A 16286-nucleotide genomic window follows, 5' to 3' on the forward strand; every position below is an offset into this window, starting at 1 on the left:
GGACGTTACCCTCTTTCTTTGTTCAATTTTTCTGCTAAAAGTGACGTGATAAAGATAATAATTGCTAAAACGATCGCTAATGCTGCCGCATACCCCATCGTGTTCATTTGTCCAAAAGCGTATTGGTAAATCATTAGTGACAAGGTCAGAGTCGAATTGTTGGGTCCCCCTGATCCGTTCGAGAAGATATACGCCTGGTCAAACATCTGAAAGGTACCAATGATCCCCGTCAGCAGTACATAGGTAGTGATTGGGCGTAGATAAGGAATCGTGATATACCGTAATTTATCCACGGTTGTCGCACCATCGATCTCTGCTGCTTCGTACAAAGAATGAGGCAGATCAACTAAAGAAGCCAAATAGATCGTCATATAATAAGGCACGGTCGACCAGATATTCATTACCATAATCACTTTCAACGCATAGGCCGGTTCTTGTAAAAAATTGATTGGTTCTGAGTAAAATCCTAAATTCATAAATAAGTCATTGACTGGACCGTAAATATTAAAAATAAACATAAAGATGATCGTCAATGCTGAACTAGAAGTTAAAGTTGGCAAAAAATAAACCATCCGAAACAGTTTCTTCCCCTTGATTCCTTTGCTGCTTAAAATATACGCGATAATCAAAGCAAAAATCGTTTGTAACGGAACGACGACCAAGGCAAACGTGGCCGTATTTCTAAGAGCGATTCGCGCTTTTTGATCGGTGAAGATACGTAAATAGTTTTCTATCCCTTTAAAAGAAAATGTATTGGTAAACAAATTGACGTCGTTGAAAGATAGATAAAAAGCAAAGAGAACAGCTAAGACGAAAAAGATTCCTACGACAATGATTGCTGGAGCCAGAAAGAGCCACGCTTGTCGGATTTCTTGCCATTGGCTTTTTGTATGGTTAGTTTTTTTTCGTTCCATCATGTTGTCACCTTTCCCAAAAGAAAAGAGAGAGGAGTTCCTCTCCCTCGTTCAAATTCAGACTAGTTTGCTGTAATATCTGCGTTCGCTTGTTCATCAGCAGCTTCCATTGCTTCTTCAAAGGTCATGTTTCCATTTAAAGCATTCGGTAAAAAGTTTTGATAGGCTTTGTTGATCGTATCTAAAGTGGTGCCCTTTTGCCAAATCGTTGCATAATCCCAAGCCTCTAGGTGAACATTCAAGTCACTGTTTTCTGTGATTTTAGCTGCATCTGCTACATCTTGACGACTAGGTAATGTCCCGGTTCCTTCAACCCATGCTTGCATACCGCTTTGACCAGTAGCGTGTTGAATCCATTTATCTGCCAAGGCACTTTTTTCAGTCCCAACATATTTTCCCCAACCGACAGAAAACATCATTGACCCTTCCGTTCCTTTATACGTTGGCATTTCTTTTACAACAAAAGGAATATCAGGAAATTCTGTCTTAAGTGTCTCATACACCCAGTTTCCTTCATCCATGATCGCAATTTTTCCAGATCCAAAAGCTTCGCCATTCCAACCTGTTCCGATATCTTGCGGTGTAACAGCTGCTTTCGTATCGACCAACTCTTTTAAAATCGAAAGATTATCAACTACTGCTGGATCAGCCAAATTAGCCGTCCCATCTTCATTGATTGGTTGAGCATTTTCCCGCGTTGCAAGATGATAGTTGCGAGCCATATCTTGGTTATAGCTCATGGCAAAAACATTTCCGTCACCATACGCCTCATTGATTTTTTCTTGGAACGACGGCAGCCACTCAACATACGCTTCAAGTGTGTCTGGCACTTCATCGATCGACACACCCGCTTCTTCAAAAATCGCTGTATTGAAATAGAGTGCTAAAGTTGACATATCTTTGGGAACAGCCTGCAGTTGTCCATCCGAAGTCGTAAAAGCATCGATCAAGCTATCATAAAACTGCTCACTTTCAAAATTAGCCGGATCCAGCTCTGCAAGTGTGCCATTCTCTGAGAACCATGGGAACATATAGGCATCCACGTAAAAGACATCTGGTGCCGTTCTACCAGCCATGTCAGCTTGAATTTGGGTATTATAATCGGTATATACTTTCTTTTCAACTGTTGCACCCGTTGCTTCTTCAAAAGATTGGATCATCTCATCCAACGATTTTTCTTCTGCCTCGTTGCCACCCCAAACACCGATCGTTAACGAATCCCCTGTGAAATCCGTCTGATCTGTCGAACTACTGGTGTCTTCGTTTCCCCCACAAGCTGCCAGCACCACTGCTCCAGACAATAGAAGCCCTGTTCCTACTACTTTTTTCCATCCAGTCATTTTATTTCCCCCTAAAAAGTGATTTTGATTTGTTCTTCAAGCAGATAAACCTTATCAAAAGCGATAAACTCAATCGCTTGCTCCCCATGGTTGGTGACCGTAAAACCTTCCTGTGTGACCTCAATCTTTAATGGCTGTTGGTGCCACATAATACCAAATTCAAGTGCTTCCCAAGCCTTTGGTAAATGTGGTTCAATTCGTAACTGGCCGTCTAAACAACGGACACCACCATAGCCGAAGACCGTCATTTGCCAAATTCCACCGAGTGATGCTGCATGGATCCCTTCATTGGAAGACAGCATATTTTCTCCCATATCAATGTTGATTGCTTGTTGAAACAGATCATAAGAAAGTGCTATTTCCCCTAAATCAGCAGCGAGGATGGCATGTGTCGATAAGGATAAGGAAGAATCATGCAACGTTTTCGGCTCATAGTAATCCCAATTCAACCGTTTCTCTTCTTTTGAAAAAAGGTTCTCAAATAAGAACAAGAGCAAAAGAACATCCGCTTGTTTCGAAACTTGCATCTCGTTGACTTGTTCTAAGTTATACTCATGGAACAGTGTGCCTACCTGCGAATCATTTTTATATTTCGTGAGATCGATCTCTTTTTTCGTCAAATAGGTATCATCTTGCGGGATGATTCCCGCTTCATTCGGTTGCGGTAAATAAATAGCAGCTACTTTTGTTTGCCATTCTTGATAAGCTTCATTTAATGGTAATTTTTCAGCTAGTTTCGCAAATTGTTCTGGCTGGTTCTTTTTCAACTCTTCATACAATGAAATAGCTAATTGAATGTTCCAGTGCGCAGTATGATTCGTGAAAGCATTGTTATCGACATGCTCCTTATATTCATCTGGTCCGACTACGTCTAAAATTTCAAAGCGCTGGTTTTCTTCGGACCACTCTAAACGACTCGCCCAGAAGATCGCCGTATCAAAAATCACTTCATAACCTTTTTCCCATGCAAATTGTTGATCATTCGTTACATCAATAAATTGTTTGATGCCGTAGGTGACATCACTGGTAATATGCTGTTCAATAAATCCTGACCAAATTTTCGTTGGTAAGCCCGTAAGGATATCCGCAGCGCCCCAAACTGGCGTAGTCTCACCATCTTCAGGCCAAGCAGCTTCCCACGGAAATTGGGCGCCTTGATAGCCGTTCTCAGTAGCTTTTTTATGGGCACCAGCCAAACCTAAATAGCGATAAGTCACTAATTTTTTGGCGATTTCTGGGTGTGTGAAGGTAAAATATGGCAGCATAAAAATCTCTGTATCCCAAAAGGTATGTCCTTTGTACCCTTCCCCAGAAAGGCCTTTGGCACCTATGTTCATGCGTTCGTCATGGGCTGGTGTCATCACATGAAGATGATATTTTGCAAAATGAATCGCTAATTGATCTAGTGTGTTCTCTGTCTTGATTTTGATTGGAAAGACGGACCAGACTTCTTTGTCCCATGCCGCTGCTGAAGCTTTTGCTAATTCCTGATAGCCGTTTTTGCGAATCTCTTTCAGCTCTTCAAGGGCAATCTTCTTCAAATCTTGTGGTGTCTTTCCTAAATGCTCTTTATCGATCGTGGTATAAACAGAAGAAAACTTCTCAAGCTTCAACGTCTCATTAGGTGCCAAGGTTTGCCAGTAACGATTGTAGATTTTCCGTCTTCCCATCTCGATCCGCTTCTTCGTTCCATCATAGCAATCTTCTGTTTTTTCTAGATTATGTACTGTCGAAAGAACAAAGGCGATCTTAGATTGAGTGGTCTTTGGCATCATTTGTAAGAAACGATTTTCTGTTAATGATTTGTCACCTTCAGTAAAATGCTGCGAGCCGCTATTTGTCTTTTGTCCGTCAATACCAGAAATAATTTCCAACGTGACTTCTTTTCCTAAATTTTCGACCAGCACTTGTTGCGCAAACACATGCTTTTGGGCAAAGGAAACACATCGCTTAAAGGTCAGTTCGACATTAATCTGACCATGTTTCCATTGAAAGGAGCGCGTGAGTTCCCCAGTTCTCAAATTTAAGACACGTGAATAGTTTGAATATTTGCCTTTTGATAAATCTAATCGTTCGCCATCAAAAAGGAGCTCCATTCCAATCATATCCGGCACATTAGGAAGCTCAGTCACTTCATTTTCGTCGAATTTATTAAAGGTTCCTGCAACAAAAAGATTACGCGTTTCGCCAACATATTTCTCTTCTGTCACAGAGCGCATCCCCAGATACCCGTTGCCCAAACACATGATGGCTTCTGCTTTGCCTAACCATTTTGTATCAAAGGTCTTTTCCGTAATTTTCCAAGGGTCTTCTTTTAAATACTGCATCGCTGTCTCCATTTCTTCCTCCTATTTCTTCAGAAAACGTTTTAGTTTCTTTCAAAAATTTTTTATTTATAAAAATAGTTATTGGACCGAAACAAAAGTACAATCAAGCCCATGAAATAACTACCAATTACTAGGACAATTGCTGCGTTAAGAAACACCCATCCTACGATCAAGTGGAGTGGCGCATAGTAAGCATAATCTCTAATTATTTTTGCGGCTTGGTATTCGTTTCGCCACTTCCAAGCAATAAGACTAGCACTAGCCCAAGCAAAAATAACTAGCAAAAGTAGCGCTTGTGTATTGATCTCCAATAAAGGATTCCCTGTTAACAACTCATCGAAGGAGGTTTCGTTCATACTGATCATTCCCCTGTTTCTTATTGAACCCCACTACACTTTGTCCTAAAATGTCGTGTAACGTTTTTTTCGTACCTAGATAGAGGAAGAAAGAACCAGTGAAAAACAACCAACCGATCATTGGTAAAAAGTAGAGCAATTTTGCTACTTCCCTCATTCCTACAGTTAATATATTACGTTGATTCGTAAAAACAACGAGTTTCGCAAAATGTTTGCCAATCGTTTTCCCCTCAAAACTACTCAAACAAATCATGTTGTAGACCACAAAGAGAAGTTGTGGCAAGACAATCGTTACTCCAGCAGGTACCATTAGGAGATAGCTAAGCATGGTACTTGGTAAAAAAATGATCATGCAATCAATCAAAAATGCTAGCAATCTTAGTAACAGCATATTTGTCCCCCTCTTTTCGAAAACCTTTTCGTTACATCCACATATTACCAGACATCTTTTCTCTATTCAAGCGTTTTCATAAAAAATAATTTTTATTTTTTCCGATTTTCTAATGGAAAATCGCGTAAACACTAAAACGTTTTAGATTGTCTGTTTTTTTGCAAGCGATTTGGTTGGGAACCAGCTTTACTTGTGATACCATGAAGCAAATACGAAAGAAGGCGATTTCTTGGATTTATGGCTTACAAATGTACAACTTGAGACGAGTTATTTAAAAGAAGGCGATTGGTCTTATGGAACCAAAACAGAAAATACAGCAATCGGGATCAATGATGGAAAAATAGCGGAGATCGTGCCGATGACCGAATGGCAGGCATCAAGCGAAGCGACGATCATTGATGGGGGAAATCAGTTATTGTTGCCAGGATTGATCGAAAAACATTGTCATTTGGACAAAAGTAAATTAGGTACTCCTTGGCGTCCAGTAACGCCGGCAGCTAGCTTGGTGGAACGATTTGAAACTGAGATTCCCCAATTAGATGCCTTGCCGTTATCGATCAAAGAACGCGGACAAGCGCTGATCGATTTAGAACTGCCTCATGGTGCGGTGATGTTCCGCTCACATATTGATATTGAACCAATGACTCAGCTGCGTTATTTTGATGCGATTACCGAATTAGTTGCCGAACAACCTTTTGGCTCGGAGTTGGTCTTATTCCCACAACATGGCTTATTGCGCTCAAATGCTGCTTCTTTGATTGAAGAAGCCTTAGCAACGGGCAAAGCATCTTTTATTGGCGGTGTTGATCCTTATACACTCGATCAAGATTACCAGGCTTCCTTACGGACAACTTTTGAACTTGCTCAAAAAGGACATGTCGGGATTGACCTCCATCTTCACGATCGGCAAGAAGCTGGCAGAGCGACCGTCAAAGAAATGATTCGTTTGACGAAGGAATTCAATATGCAAGGAAATGTGGCGATCAGTCACGCCTTTGGTCTAAATGACTTTGAAGGCACAGAACGCAAAGAAGTCTTTCAAGCCTTAGCAGATTTAGAGATCCACATCATTTCAAGTATTCCCATCAGCCCTGGCACGATTCCACCGCTTAAGGAATTGCAAAGCTATGGCGTTGCTGTTCATATTGGTTGCGACAACGTCTATGATTCTTGGTCTTCTCTAGGAGATGGTTCTTTACAAGAAAAACTGGCCCGCTATTTAGAGATTTTTGCCGTCAAAAGTCAGGAAGACTTGACGCAAGCATTAGGTTTAGTCACGGATGGCAAAGTGCCATTGGATAAAAACGGTGCGCAGCAATGGCCTAAGGTTGGTGATTCGGCTGATTTCTTACTGACACCAGCTGCTTGTACGGCAGAATTTGTTGCCCGTAAAGGCTTCGTCAGCAAAAGTTTTTATCGAGGAACGGTTGTCTTTTCAGCTGAATAAACTATCTGATAGCAACAAAAGAAAAGCCATTGTCTGAACTCAACAGACAATGGCTTATTTCTTCCGACCTTAAAACGTTTCTCAAAAATTCCACTTCACCCAATCAGCAAACAATTCTGGCCAACGGACAACCGATGCTTCGATCCCGTGTTGATTGCCGTTGGCGGTTTCCGGTGTTCCTAAACTTAGTCCATGACCACCGCGAGGGAAAATGTGCAGCTCATAAGGTATATTAAATTTGCGCAGCTGTTCGGCAAAAAGGAGGCTGTTTTCCGCCAAGACTAATCCATCTTCTAACGTATGCCAAAGAAACGTCGGCGGTGTCTGTTCATTGACTAAAGTCTCTAAGGACAAAGCGGCTTTTTCTGTTTCATAGCGTTCTGCTAATAATGAACGGAAGGAATCTTGGTGCCCAAGTTCACCACTAGATAAGACCGGATAACTCAACAGTAACCCGTTAGGTCGCCATTCTTCATTGGCTCCTTGTAAAGCCTCTGCTAGAAAAGGTTGCTGCCAAGACACACCCAGATTAGCAGCTAAGTGACCACCAGCTGAAAAACCGGCAACAATGATTTTTTCAGGATCGACGTGCCAGACCTCATGATTGGTGCGCACAAGACGAATGGCAGCCGCCAATTCCTTTAAGGCTAACGGATAGACAGCCGGTTTGATACTATAATGCAACACAAAGGCTTGGAAACCAAAGCTCATCATTTTGATGGCGATGGGTTCCGCTTCGCGATCAGACAACATTTCATAGCCGCCGCCAGGACAGACGATGACCGCTGGTCGAACACGATCTGGTTCCATTTCAGGAGAATTTTCCATGACATACGTGGTTAAACTGGCTTGGCTTTCTGGTAAAAGTGCGGTTCTTTTTTCATGTATCACGGATTGCGCCTCATTTCATTGTAATTTTATAGACAATTGGTTGGTCGGTTTCAATTGGTTCAAAAGTTAGTTGCAAGCCTTCATCGGTCACTTGCCAATCAATAGGCTGTTCTTCGTGTCCTAGAATCGTCACGTTTTGGATGATGCCGTGAAATTCTGGCAAATTTTGATCTTTAGACTGGGCCAGTGCTTGGATCCTTGCGTGCCCATTCTCAGGACTTGCCATGCCAATAGCATACAACGAATCCCCCTGAACCGTAAAGCGGAAATCCTGGCTCGTGTATGTCGTCGCCTGTGCCTCTTGAAATTGTCCTGAGACAACGGTCGTGGGTCCTTCCCCAGCTTTGCGCCATGGTTTCGCTTCATAAATGGCTTCACCGTTTACATCCAGCCACGCACCGATTTCTTTTAAGATCGTTTGATCTTTTTCTGGGATCGAACCATCCCCTTTCGGCCCGATATTCAAAAGGAGATTGCCATTTTTACTGACGACTTCGATCAAATCCTGTAAAATCTCACGCGTTGGTTTGTAATCCAACGTTGTGGTATAGCACCATGAATTACGAGCGATCGCTGTATCTGTTTGCCAGTAAAAAGGTTGTGGTTCGGCAAATTTTCCCCGTTCGATCTCCACAATACCACTACCAAACATCATGGCATCGTGTTTGTAGCAGATACCAACTTTTTTGCCCCATTCAGCCCCACGATTGTAATAGTAAGCAGCGAAAACTTGCAGGTGCTCCTTGAAGGCTTCATGTTGGATCCACCAATCAAAATACAGCAGCTCTGGTTGATAGTTGTCGACGAGTTCACAGGTTCGCAGTAGCCAATCATCTAAAAACTCTTTTGATGGATATGGCTCGCTATACAAATCTTGATTATCAGGTTCTGGCATAGCAGGCCAATAAAAGTCGCCTTTTTCTAACGGTTCCTTGATGTCGCTGTCGAATTCCTTACCGTGTCCCATAAAAAACCAATGTTCGGCACGATGAGATGAGGTACAAAAATACAGGCCTTGTTCCTCAGCTGCCTCTTTTAATTCCGCAAGAATATCTTTTTTCGGTCCCATAACTGCCGCATTCCATTCAGACAGCTCGCTTTTGTACATCTGAAACCCATCGTGATGTTCTGCAACGGGAAAAAGATAATTGGCACCGGCTTGTTTGATCAGTCGAATCCACTCATTTGCATCGAATTTTTCTGCAGTAAACATGGGAATAAAGTCTTTGTAGCCAAAGTTTTTTTGTGGACCGTAGGTGTTGATATGGTGATCGTATTCCGGATGGTCTTTGATGTACATATTTCTGGAGTACCACTCGTTATTAAATGCAGGAACACTATACAATCCCCAATGAATGAAGACCCCGAATTTTGCTTTGGGGAACCATTCTGGTAGAACAAAAGCGCTCAATGACTGCCAATTTGGGAAAAAGGGGCCTTGGTGCGCGACTTGGCGGATCGTTTCTACTGTGATCATGGTTTTTCCTCCAAAATACCGACTGTTTCCAGCCATGTTTTTGCAATCAACACATGTCCTGCAGTCGACGGATGCACACGATCACTGCTTAAGACATAGGATGACTGATAAAGCAAAAAATCATCAAACTTTTCCTGCGTATCTCCTAAAAGGATACCATACTCTTGCGATACTTTAGCAAGCACGTGTTGGTAGTTGGTAAGCATTTTTCTTAGTGGATCTTCTTTGTTGGCTTCAACCATAAACGGGGTCAAGAGAATCATTCCTTTGACACTCGGTAACGTCTGAGCGATCAAATCACGCAACTCTGATTCAAATCTTTCAATCCCCACCAGTTCCGTTTGAGCAAATGTGCCATCAAAATGCCGCCACACATCATTTACACCGATCATGATCGTTACCCAATCTGGTTGAAATGCCAATACATCATCCTTCCAACGCTTCTTCAAATCGACGACTGTATCTCCACTGATGCCTCGGTTAACGATCATTAATTCCATTTGTGGGAGTAATGCTGTGGTATAGGCGTTGATCAGATGAACATAGCCGTCCCCCCATGACGACCATCCCGCAGGTATCGCTTGATAATTTCGATTACTATCTGTGATCGAATCCCCCATAAAAAGCAGACGATCTTTTTTATCCACTATCATTGTTTTCCTCCTTAAAGAAAGAAGACTGATCCGCTGGTGCTGGATCAATCTTCTTAAGTGATTGCTTAACCAAACGCTGTTTACTCACTTTTGTCAAGGAACCATTGACCAACCATTTTTATGATTCTTTGTTTTTGATTAGTCCCCAAATTCTTTTGCTACTTCTACCCGTTTTTCGTTTTGATCTTTCGCATTATTCATGTCAAATTCTAGCACTGTTTGATAGCCTAAGCCGTCTGCTGTTTCTTGCATTTCTTTTAGCAATTGGTCAAATTCTGCTTCATCTTTGGCAAAAACCATTCGCCAAGAGTACTCGATGATCGTCGCCTTGGCTTGATTCCGCAACGTAGAGATCTCTGAACTATCTTCTGGCGCTACATAGCTGGCACCAGGGGCAACTAACAATTGGTCGTTCTCCTCTAAATAGCCAATGGTCGATTCTGCACCACCCATATTTTTTGACCAATCTTCTTTTACAGGATCGGTTGTTTCATTTTGATAGCTTTCCCACATTGTGTAAGCATATGGGAAGCCGGTATCAGGATTGATATCGATCGGTAATACCGTATTGACGTTTAGTGCGGATACACCATCTTTGTAACTTCCGCCACCATATTCTTCTGGCACATCCCCATCGCCATCTAGCAACGCTTGTTTTCCGAACTCAGTTAAGACAGGCTCACCATCTTTCATTTCCCAAGTTAAGCCTTCAGGGCCACTACTACCGCTTGTTTGAGAAGAATTTGCTAACACGCCTTCTGAAGAGTAGAGCCAGTCAATAAAGGCTGCGATTCGCTCTGGGTCTTCGGCATTTGAACCGATCCCGATAAATTGTTTGCCACCGTAAACTTCCGCACCATAAGAGAAGATTTTTTGGTCTTGAATCGGTGCCAACATAAAGCCTTTTCCTTCATTCAAGTTCGTAGTCGTATTAAAAGCCGCTTGACCTAACCAAGGCCACCATGAGAATAAGACTTGTCCTTCTTGGAATTTGGCGAAAAGTGTATCGTAATTTTGCGTCGTTGATTCTGGATCTACTAAGCCCATTTGATTGGCTTGGAAATAAAACTTAAGTGCGCGAATATATTCAGAATCACTATCGAGAATGCTTTGATAATCAGAACCATCCGCTTTTGCCAAGACAAATCCTAATTCATCGTACCCATAATAGGTGACCAGCTGTTTGCCTGCATTCATCATGTTGCCGTCCCAATCGCTGAATAGAGAAAACCCATAAACTTTTTTCCCAGAATCTGTTGTTGGATTGTCTTCTTGCATTTTTTGAATCACAGGAAGCAGGTCTTCAAGTGTCCCGATTTCTGGGTATCCTTGCTCCCCATAAAGATCCCAACGCACATAAGCACCAAATGTAGGATCTAATCCTTCTGAAGGATCGGTGGCTTTTAATGTAGAAACGGAAGTTGGAAAGCCATATAGACCATCGGCATCTTTGTTTAGATTTTGAACAGCCGCATCGAAGCGCTGAACATTTTCCATAGTTTCATAATACTCGCTCGCATCTGTCAACAAACCAGCTTCAACCAATTCGTTGTATTGTTGGCCATTATCAACAATGATCAAATCGCCCAAATCGCCTGCTGCCGTTCTCGTTTGATAAAGGGTATCTCCGTTTCCAGCAACGTTTGGTGCGATGATGTTCAATTCCATATTGAATTTATCTCGCACGATTTTGGCAAACCAACCTTCTTGCATCCCCATATAGTTGGCTAACCCATTATAGACATCGATCGTAATCGTCTCATCGTAACCACTTTCGCTAGAAGCAGCGTCTGTGTCAGATTCAGCCGCTCCTCCACAGCCGGCTAAACTACCTAGCAATGTCATGCCTAACAAACCTGTTGTTACATATTTCGACATTTTTTTCATTTTCTTCCCTCTTTCTTTTTATTAACCTTTCACCGCACCCAACATAATTCCTTTGACAAAATATTTCTGGAATAGCGGATAAATGAACATGATTGGTAAAACAACAATGACTGAAACGGTCATGCGAATCGAAGTCGGCGTCTGCGTTGTCGCTGCTGAAGCGATGCTGGAAAGTGATCCCGATGTATTTTTGACCATTTGTGCCAACGAATTGGCTTGATTGATATACGTATAAAGAAGGTATTGCAAGGAGTAGAGACTTTGATCCGTAATGTAAATCAGTGTATCTTGGAAAGAATTCCATTGACCAACTGCCGAGAAGATTGCGACTGTTGCTAAAATCGGCGTACAGTTGGGTAATATTACCCGAAAGAATACTTGAATGATGCCAGCTCCGTCCATTTCAGCTGCTTCTTGCAACGATTTGGGGATTGACTCAATATAGGTTTTCACTAAGATGATGTTAAAAGGCTGAACGACAGCCGGCAAAATATAGACCCAAAAATTATTCGTTAAACCTAATGTCTTCATGGTGATGAATAATGGAATCAGCCCTGCATTGAAATACATTGTAATCACGACAAAGCGATACCAAAATTTTCGTTTCCACATTTTTTCTTGGGTAAACATAAAGCCTAAGAAGGCTGAAGCTAAGACGGTTGCTGCTGTTCCGATCACCGTTCTAGCCACCGAAACGGTTGCGGCTAATGGCAACCCTTTTAGTTGTAACACTTGACTGTAGTTTTCAAAATGGATCTCTTGTGGAAAAAAGCGAATTTGTCCTAACGCACTCAACTCATTATTACTGATTGAATTAATAATCAAGTAATAAAAAGGATACGCGCAAATCAACGTAATCAGAAAGAAAAAGGTATAATTGAGGATACTAAACGTCAGGTTTTCACGTTTGGGTACTTTTTTCGCCTTTTTCTTTTCACTAATCGATAGTTCCATAGATATCCTCCTCTCCTAAATAATGGAAGTCCCCCGAATTTTTTTCGAAGCAATATTGACGATGGCTAATAAGGCAACAGAAATGACACTTTTTAGCATACTGATCGCGGTAGCCAGAGATAGACTATTTCCGCCCATCCCCAAATTGTAAACATACAAATCGAGGACTTGGATCGTATTTCGATTGAATGCATTTTGGAAAACAAAGTACTGATCCATCCCGTTGTTCAGCAAGTTGGCGATAGACAGCATCAGCATCACAAGGAACGTCGGCATCAAGGCAGGTAGTGTGATATGACGCATCAGATGGAAACGATTCGCCCCATCGATTCGTGCCGATTCATACAATTCGGGGTCAATTCCTGAAATGCCTGCCAGATACATGATGGCACCCCAGCCCAAGCCTTTCCAAATATTCCAAAGACACATCATCAGCCATGTATGATTGCCGCTATCCAAAAATTTGACTGGATCGGTAACGAAGCCCCATTCTTGCAGCAACGTGTTTACCAGCCCTGTTGAAGAAAACAAGCTAAAGGCGATCGTATACACCAAAACCCAACTGATAAAATTTGGCAGCGTGGTCAGCGTTTGTACCAAGTTTTTAAACCATTTGCACTTGATTTCGTTCAGTAAAATGGCGAAGCCTACTGGTAGGATCGAAGTGGCGATCCCTAAAAAACTCATGGCAAAGGTGTTTTTCATTACTTGTACGATCTGATCCACTTGTGTTGGACTAGAGACAAGAAGTCGAAACCATTTGAAGCCTACAAACTCGCTGCGCGCTAAACCTAATGCTGGTTTGTAATCATAAAGTGAATAAATCCATCCGTGCAAAGGAAAATAAGAGAACAAAAACACGAGAATCAGGAAGGGAACGATACATAAAAACAAAATCTTCCCTTCTCGTGTCACCCGCTTATTTTTTCTTGGGACACTGCTTAATTTACTTTCCATTTTCCTCCCCCTTTTTTTGTAACCGCTTTTACATTTTTAATACTAGCACCTGAAATCTTATTTGCCACCTGTTAAAAATAGAGGTCAATCCGTACATTTTAGACTTTATTTTTCTTTTATTTACAAAGAATGCTGATATATCAAGGTTTCAGATAAAAGACACCTAAATGGTAAGGCTTTCAATATTTGTTTTTTGCGAGTACTATAGGAATATATCAATTTTGGAGGGATAAAAATGAAGTACAATCCTGATGGTCAACTGTACAAAATAACCACCGTTTTTTCACAATTCACATTGTTAAATTTACTATATATCGTTAGCTGTTTGCCAATTATTACGATTGGAGCTGCGACAGCTGCCCTTTATGAAGTGACGATTCGTTATGCGGATGAAGAGCGTGGTGAATTGATCGTGGGCTATGTCCGAGCGCTACGAGCAAACTTTATGAAAGCCACCGGTAGTTTTCTCCTTCTTGGGTTGCCCATGGTAGCACTACTGTATAGTAGCTTGTTTTGGTTTTCCTCAAAAACCATTCTTGCCAGTATTTTTGCCTTCGTTCTAATAGTTACAGCTATTTATCTGTTTATTGTGTTAGTCTATTGCCTCGCGTTAATTGGACGTTATGAAAACAGCTTTAGGCAAACATTAAAAAACGCGTTTCTGTTACCGATCGCGGACCCTATCCGTTCGTTAGCCCTCGCGCTTATTCCTATCGCTGCGTTTTGTTTTGTTGTTTTATTTCCGTTGTTTAAATTCCTCTTGTTGATTTTTGGTTTTTCTTTTGTTATTTATTGTAGCTCGTTCCTGTTGCTTTCTATCTTTCGTAATCAACAAGCATGAAAAGAATCAGTCATCTCTCACTTTTTCGTCGTCTGAGTCAGTTTTCCATTCGGCGACAATTGTTCATTCTTTATCTACCTGTTGTTTTTTTATCCACAGTGACTATTGGTCTCTTATTGGTCTACGATTCAACCAAACAGCTGACAGGCAATTACCAACACTTGGCAGAGTTGAATGCTCAGCGTGTCAAATCTGTTCTTTTTGATACAACAAACACGCTGACCAACACGGCGAGTTCCTTATCAAACGATACTCATCTACGTCAGCTTTTAACTGCCAATTACCTTGACGACCAAGAAGCGATCGTGGACATCAATAGCTATGATCAGCTAGATGAGATCAGAAATCTTCAAACCTCGATTGCGAAATTAACCATCTATACGACGAATCAAACCATTCCGAACTATAAATATTTTCAACAGGCAGATGACACGATCCAAGCGACCGCCTGGTACCAAAGAGCTCTCAAGCAACCCGATGCTTTTTTGATGACGATGCCAGAGGATTACAAAGCAAATCGTTTGAGTCTTTATAAAACATTGCCTTTGCCTTTATCAAAAGAAACTGCCGTTTTGGAGATCCAAGTCGATTACAATTATCTCAGTAACCGACTTCGTAATTCATCCTATGAATTGGAATTACAGTTAAATGATGATGTCATCTTTTATAGCGACAAAATCAATCAAGTTGGGGAACCGGGACAGCTGACAGCTCTTTCTGAGCCGCAAACGAGTGCTGCCTTTTTAAAAAATGATGGTACCAAGGTGATGCTGACCAAAAGCACCTTACCCATGAGTAACAAAGAAGATATCATCACGATTTATAGTGCGGATACCAATGCCTATCGCAATCTACGCGCCAATCTGATTCGTTGGAGCACGATCGTTTTGGTAATTTTGATCACTACTTTCATCATCGTCTTTCTGTTTGCTCGATTCTTTACTAAACGAATCTCTCAACTGCAGCAGGCGGTCTACTTTGCCTCGATCGAGGATTATGATTTCTTTCAAAATATTAGCGGCGAAGACGAGATTTCACAGATATCTCTTGATTTCCACAAGATCATTCAACGAATCAAGAAAAAAGAAGAAGAGATCTACCGTTCACGTTTGGCACAGCAAGAGCTGTTGACTCAGCAGCAGCAAATGGAATTTAATATCTTAGCGGGGCAAATCAATCCCCACTTCTTGTTCAATACGTTAGAAACGATTCGCATGATGGCGCTGACTTCCGGCAATTCTGACGTCGTTTATGCCATCAAGTTACTGGCAAAATCGATGCGCTATACGCTAGAAGCCCACGGAACCAAGCGAACAAGTTTAGAAGAGTCCTTAGATGCCGTTCACGTATATGTCAAGATCCAGCGGATGCGCTTTGGCGATCGAGTCAACTTTTCCTATTCAGTCTCCAATGAGATCGACCAAAAAGAGGTCCAAATATTGCCCCTCCTGATTCAACCATTGGTGGAAAACGCCATCTCCCATGGCTTGGAAGGCATCACCTATCCAGGATTTGTCCGTTTGACGATCACCAAAGACGGCCATGATCTGGTGATCGTGGTACAAGACAACGGCAGCGGGATACCGCCAGAAAAACTCGAACACTTGCAGCAAAAAATCAAGACGCCCTCCACCCATGCCAAAAAGAACATTGGGCTAGCCAATGTCAATCATCGGGTCAAAATGTTTTATGGACCTGAATACGGCTTAATGATCGAGAGTGTGTTGGGCAGCGGCACACAAGTCACCTTGCGGATCCACGATCTAAGCCAAGATTCATTTTCTCCTCGCTAAAACAGTAAAGCCCCCCTTCGATTCCTGTTTCAGAAATCGAAGGGGGGCTTTTGATTGA

The 16286-nt window shown here is 41.9% G+C and carries 14 protein-coding genes; 3 read left to right on the forward strand and 11 right to left on the reverse strand.

What is annotated here, in order from left to right; genetic code table 11:
• Positions 1 to 5: 5 nt before the first annotated feature.
• The 5 genes from ENLAB_RS05320 to ENLAB_RS05340 form a co-directional block, all read right to left on the reverse strand.
• Positions 6 to 914 carry a carbohydrate ABC transporter permease gene (locus tag ENLAB_RS05320; RefSeq protein WP_244352968.1) on the reverse strand — a complete coding sequence of 303 codons (909 nt, stop codon included), beginning with the start codon at positions 912 to 914 and terminating at the stop codon, positions 6 to 8.
• 62 nt (positions 915 to 976) lie between these two features.
• Positions 977 to 2254 (reverse strand): sugar ABC transporter substrate-binding protein, encoded by a 1278-nt coding sequence (locus tag ENLAB_RS05325; protein ID WP_005234084.1) that lies wholly within the window; start codon positions 2252 to 2254, stop codon positions 977 to 979.
• Between the two features lie 11 nt (positions 2255 to 2265).
• Positions 2266 to 4593: a glycoside hydrolase family 65 protein gene (locus ENLAB_RS05330; protein ID WP_244352969.1), complete on the reverse strand. Its 2328-nt coding sequence runs from the start codon at positions 4591 to 4593 to the stop codon at positions 2266 to 2268.
• Between the two features lie 50 nt (positions 4594 to 4643).
• Positions 4644 to 4937: a hypothetical protein gene (locus tag ENLAB_RS05335; RefSeq protein WP_005234082.1), complete on the reverse strand. Its 294-nt coding sequence runs from the start codon at positions 4935 to 4937 to the stop codon at positions 4644 to 4646.
• The gene (locus ENLAB_RS05340) at positions 4915 to 5328 is read right to left on the reverse strand and encodes an RDD family protein (protein ID WP_200125462.1); all 414 of its coding nucleotides are present in this window, start codon (positions 5326 to 5328) and stop codon (positions 4915 to 4917) included. Before ENLAB_RS05340 ends, ENLAB_RS05335 begins: the two co-directional genes overlap by 23 nt.
• Positions 5329 to 5557: 229 nt before the next feature.
• Between ENLAB_RS05340 and ENLAB_RS05345 the strand changes: the two genes are divergently transcribed.
• Positions 5558 to 6775, forward strand: coding sequence for an amidohydrolase family protein (locus ENLAB_RS05345; RefSeq protein WP_244352970.1), 1218 nt, complete (start codon positions 5558 to 5560; stop codon positions 6773 to 6775).
• An 81-nt stretch (positions 6776 to 6856) separates the two neighbouring features.
• Here the strand turns inward: ENLAB_RS05345 and ENLAB_RS05350 are convergent, their stop codons facing one another.
• The 6 genes from ENLAB_RS05350 to ENLAB_RS05375 all read right to left on the reverse strand — a co-directional run bounded on the left by ENLAB_RS05350 (position 6857) and on the right by ENLAB_RS05375 (position 13594).
• Complete coding sequence (locus ENLAB_RS05350) at positions 6857 to 7666, reverse strand: alpha/beta hydrolase (RefSeq protein ID WP_244352971.1); 810 nt, start codon at positions 7664 to 7666, stop codon at positions 6857 to 6859.
• A 10-nt stretch (positions 7667 to 7676) separates the two neighbouring features.
• On the reverse strand, positions 7677 to 9143 hold the full coding sequence (locus tag ENLAB_RS05355; protein ID WP_244352973.1) for an alpha-L-fucosidase: 1467 nt from the start codon (positions 9141 to 9143) through the stop codon (positions 7677 to 7679).
• Complete coding sequence (locus ENLAB_RS05360) at positions 9140 to 9796, reverse strand: SGNH/GDSL hydrolase family protein (protein WP_244352975.1); 657 nt, start codon at positions 9794 to 9796, stop codon at positions 9140 to 9142. The genes ENLAB_RS05355 and ENLAB_RS05360 overlap by 4 nt, the downstream gene beginning before the upstream one ends.
• Before the next feature lie 138 nt (positions 9797 to 9934).
• A complete protein-coding gene (locus tag ENLAB_RS05365; RefSeq protein ID WP_096741639.1) occupies positions 9935 to 11683 on the reverse strand; it encodes a type 2 periplasmic-binding domain-containing protein in 1749 nt (582 codons plus the stop codon).
• A gap of 21 nt (positions 11684 to 11704) precedes the next feature.
• Positions 11705 to 12637, reverse strand: a complete 933-nt coding sequence (locus ENLAB_RS05370) for a carbohydrate ABC transporter permease (protein ID WP_005234069.1) — start codon at positions 12635 to 12637, stop codon at positions 11705 to 11707.
• 15 nt (positions 12638 to 12652) lie between these two features.
• Positions 12653 to 13594, reverse strand: a complete 942-nt coding sequence (locus ENLAB_RS05375) for an ABC transporter permease (RefSeq protein ID WP_005228459.1) — start codon at positions 13592 to 13594, stop codon at positions 12653 to 12655.
• Positions 13595 to 13829: 235 nt separating this feature from the next.
• Between ENLAB_RS05375 and ENLAB_RS05380 the strand changes: the two genes are divergently transcribed.
• The gene (locus tag ENLAB_RS05380) at positions 13830 to 14435 is read left to right on the forward strand and encodes a YesL family protein (protein WP_077452020.1); all 606 of its coding nucleotides are present in this window, start codon (positions 13830 to 13832) and stop codon (positions 14433 to 14435) included.
• The gene (locus ENLAB_RS05385) at positions 14432 to 16228 is read left to right on the forward strand and encodes a sensor histidine kinase (protein WP_244352976.1); all 1797 of its coding nucleotides are present in this window, start codon (positions 14432 to 14434) and stop codon (positions 16226 to 16228) included. The genes ENLAB_RS05380 and ENLAB_RS05385 overlap by 4 nt, the downstream gene beginning before the upstream one ends.
• Positions 16229 to 16286 lie beyond the last annotated feature (58 nt).

It is taken from the genome of Enterococcus innesii, assembly GCF_022846515.1.
Lineage (GTDB): Bacteria > Bacillota > Bacilli > Lactobacillales > Enterococcaceae > Enterococcus_D > Enterococcus_D innesii.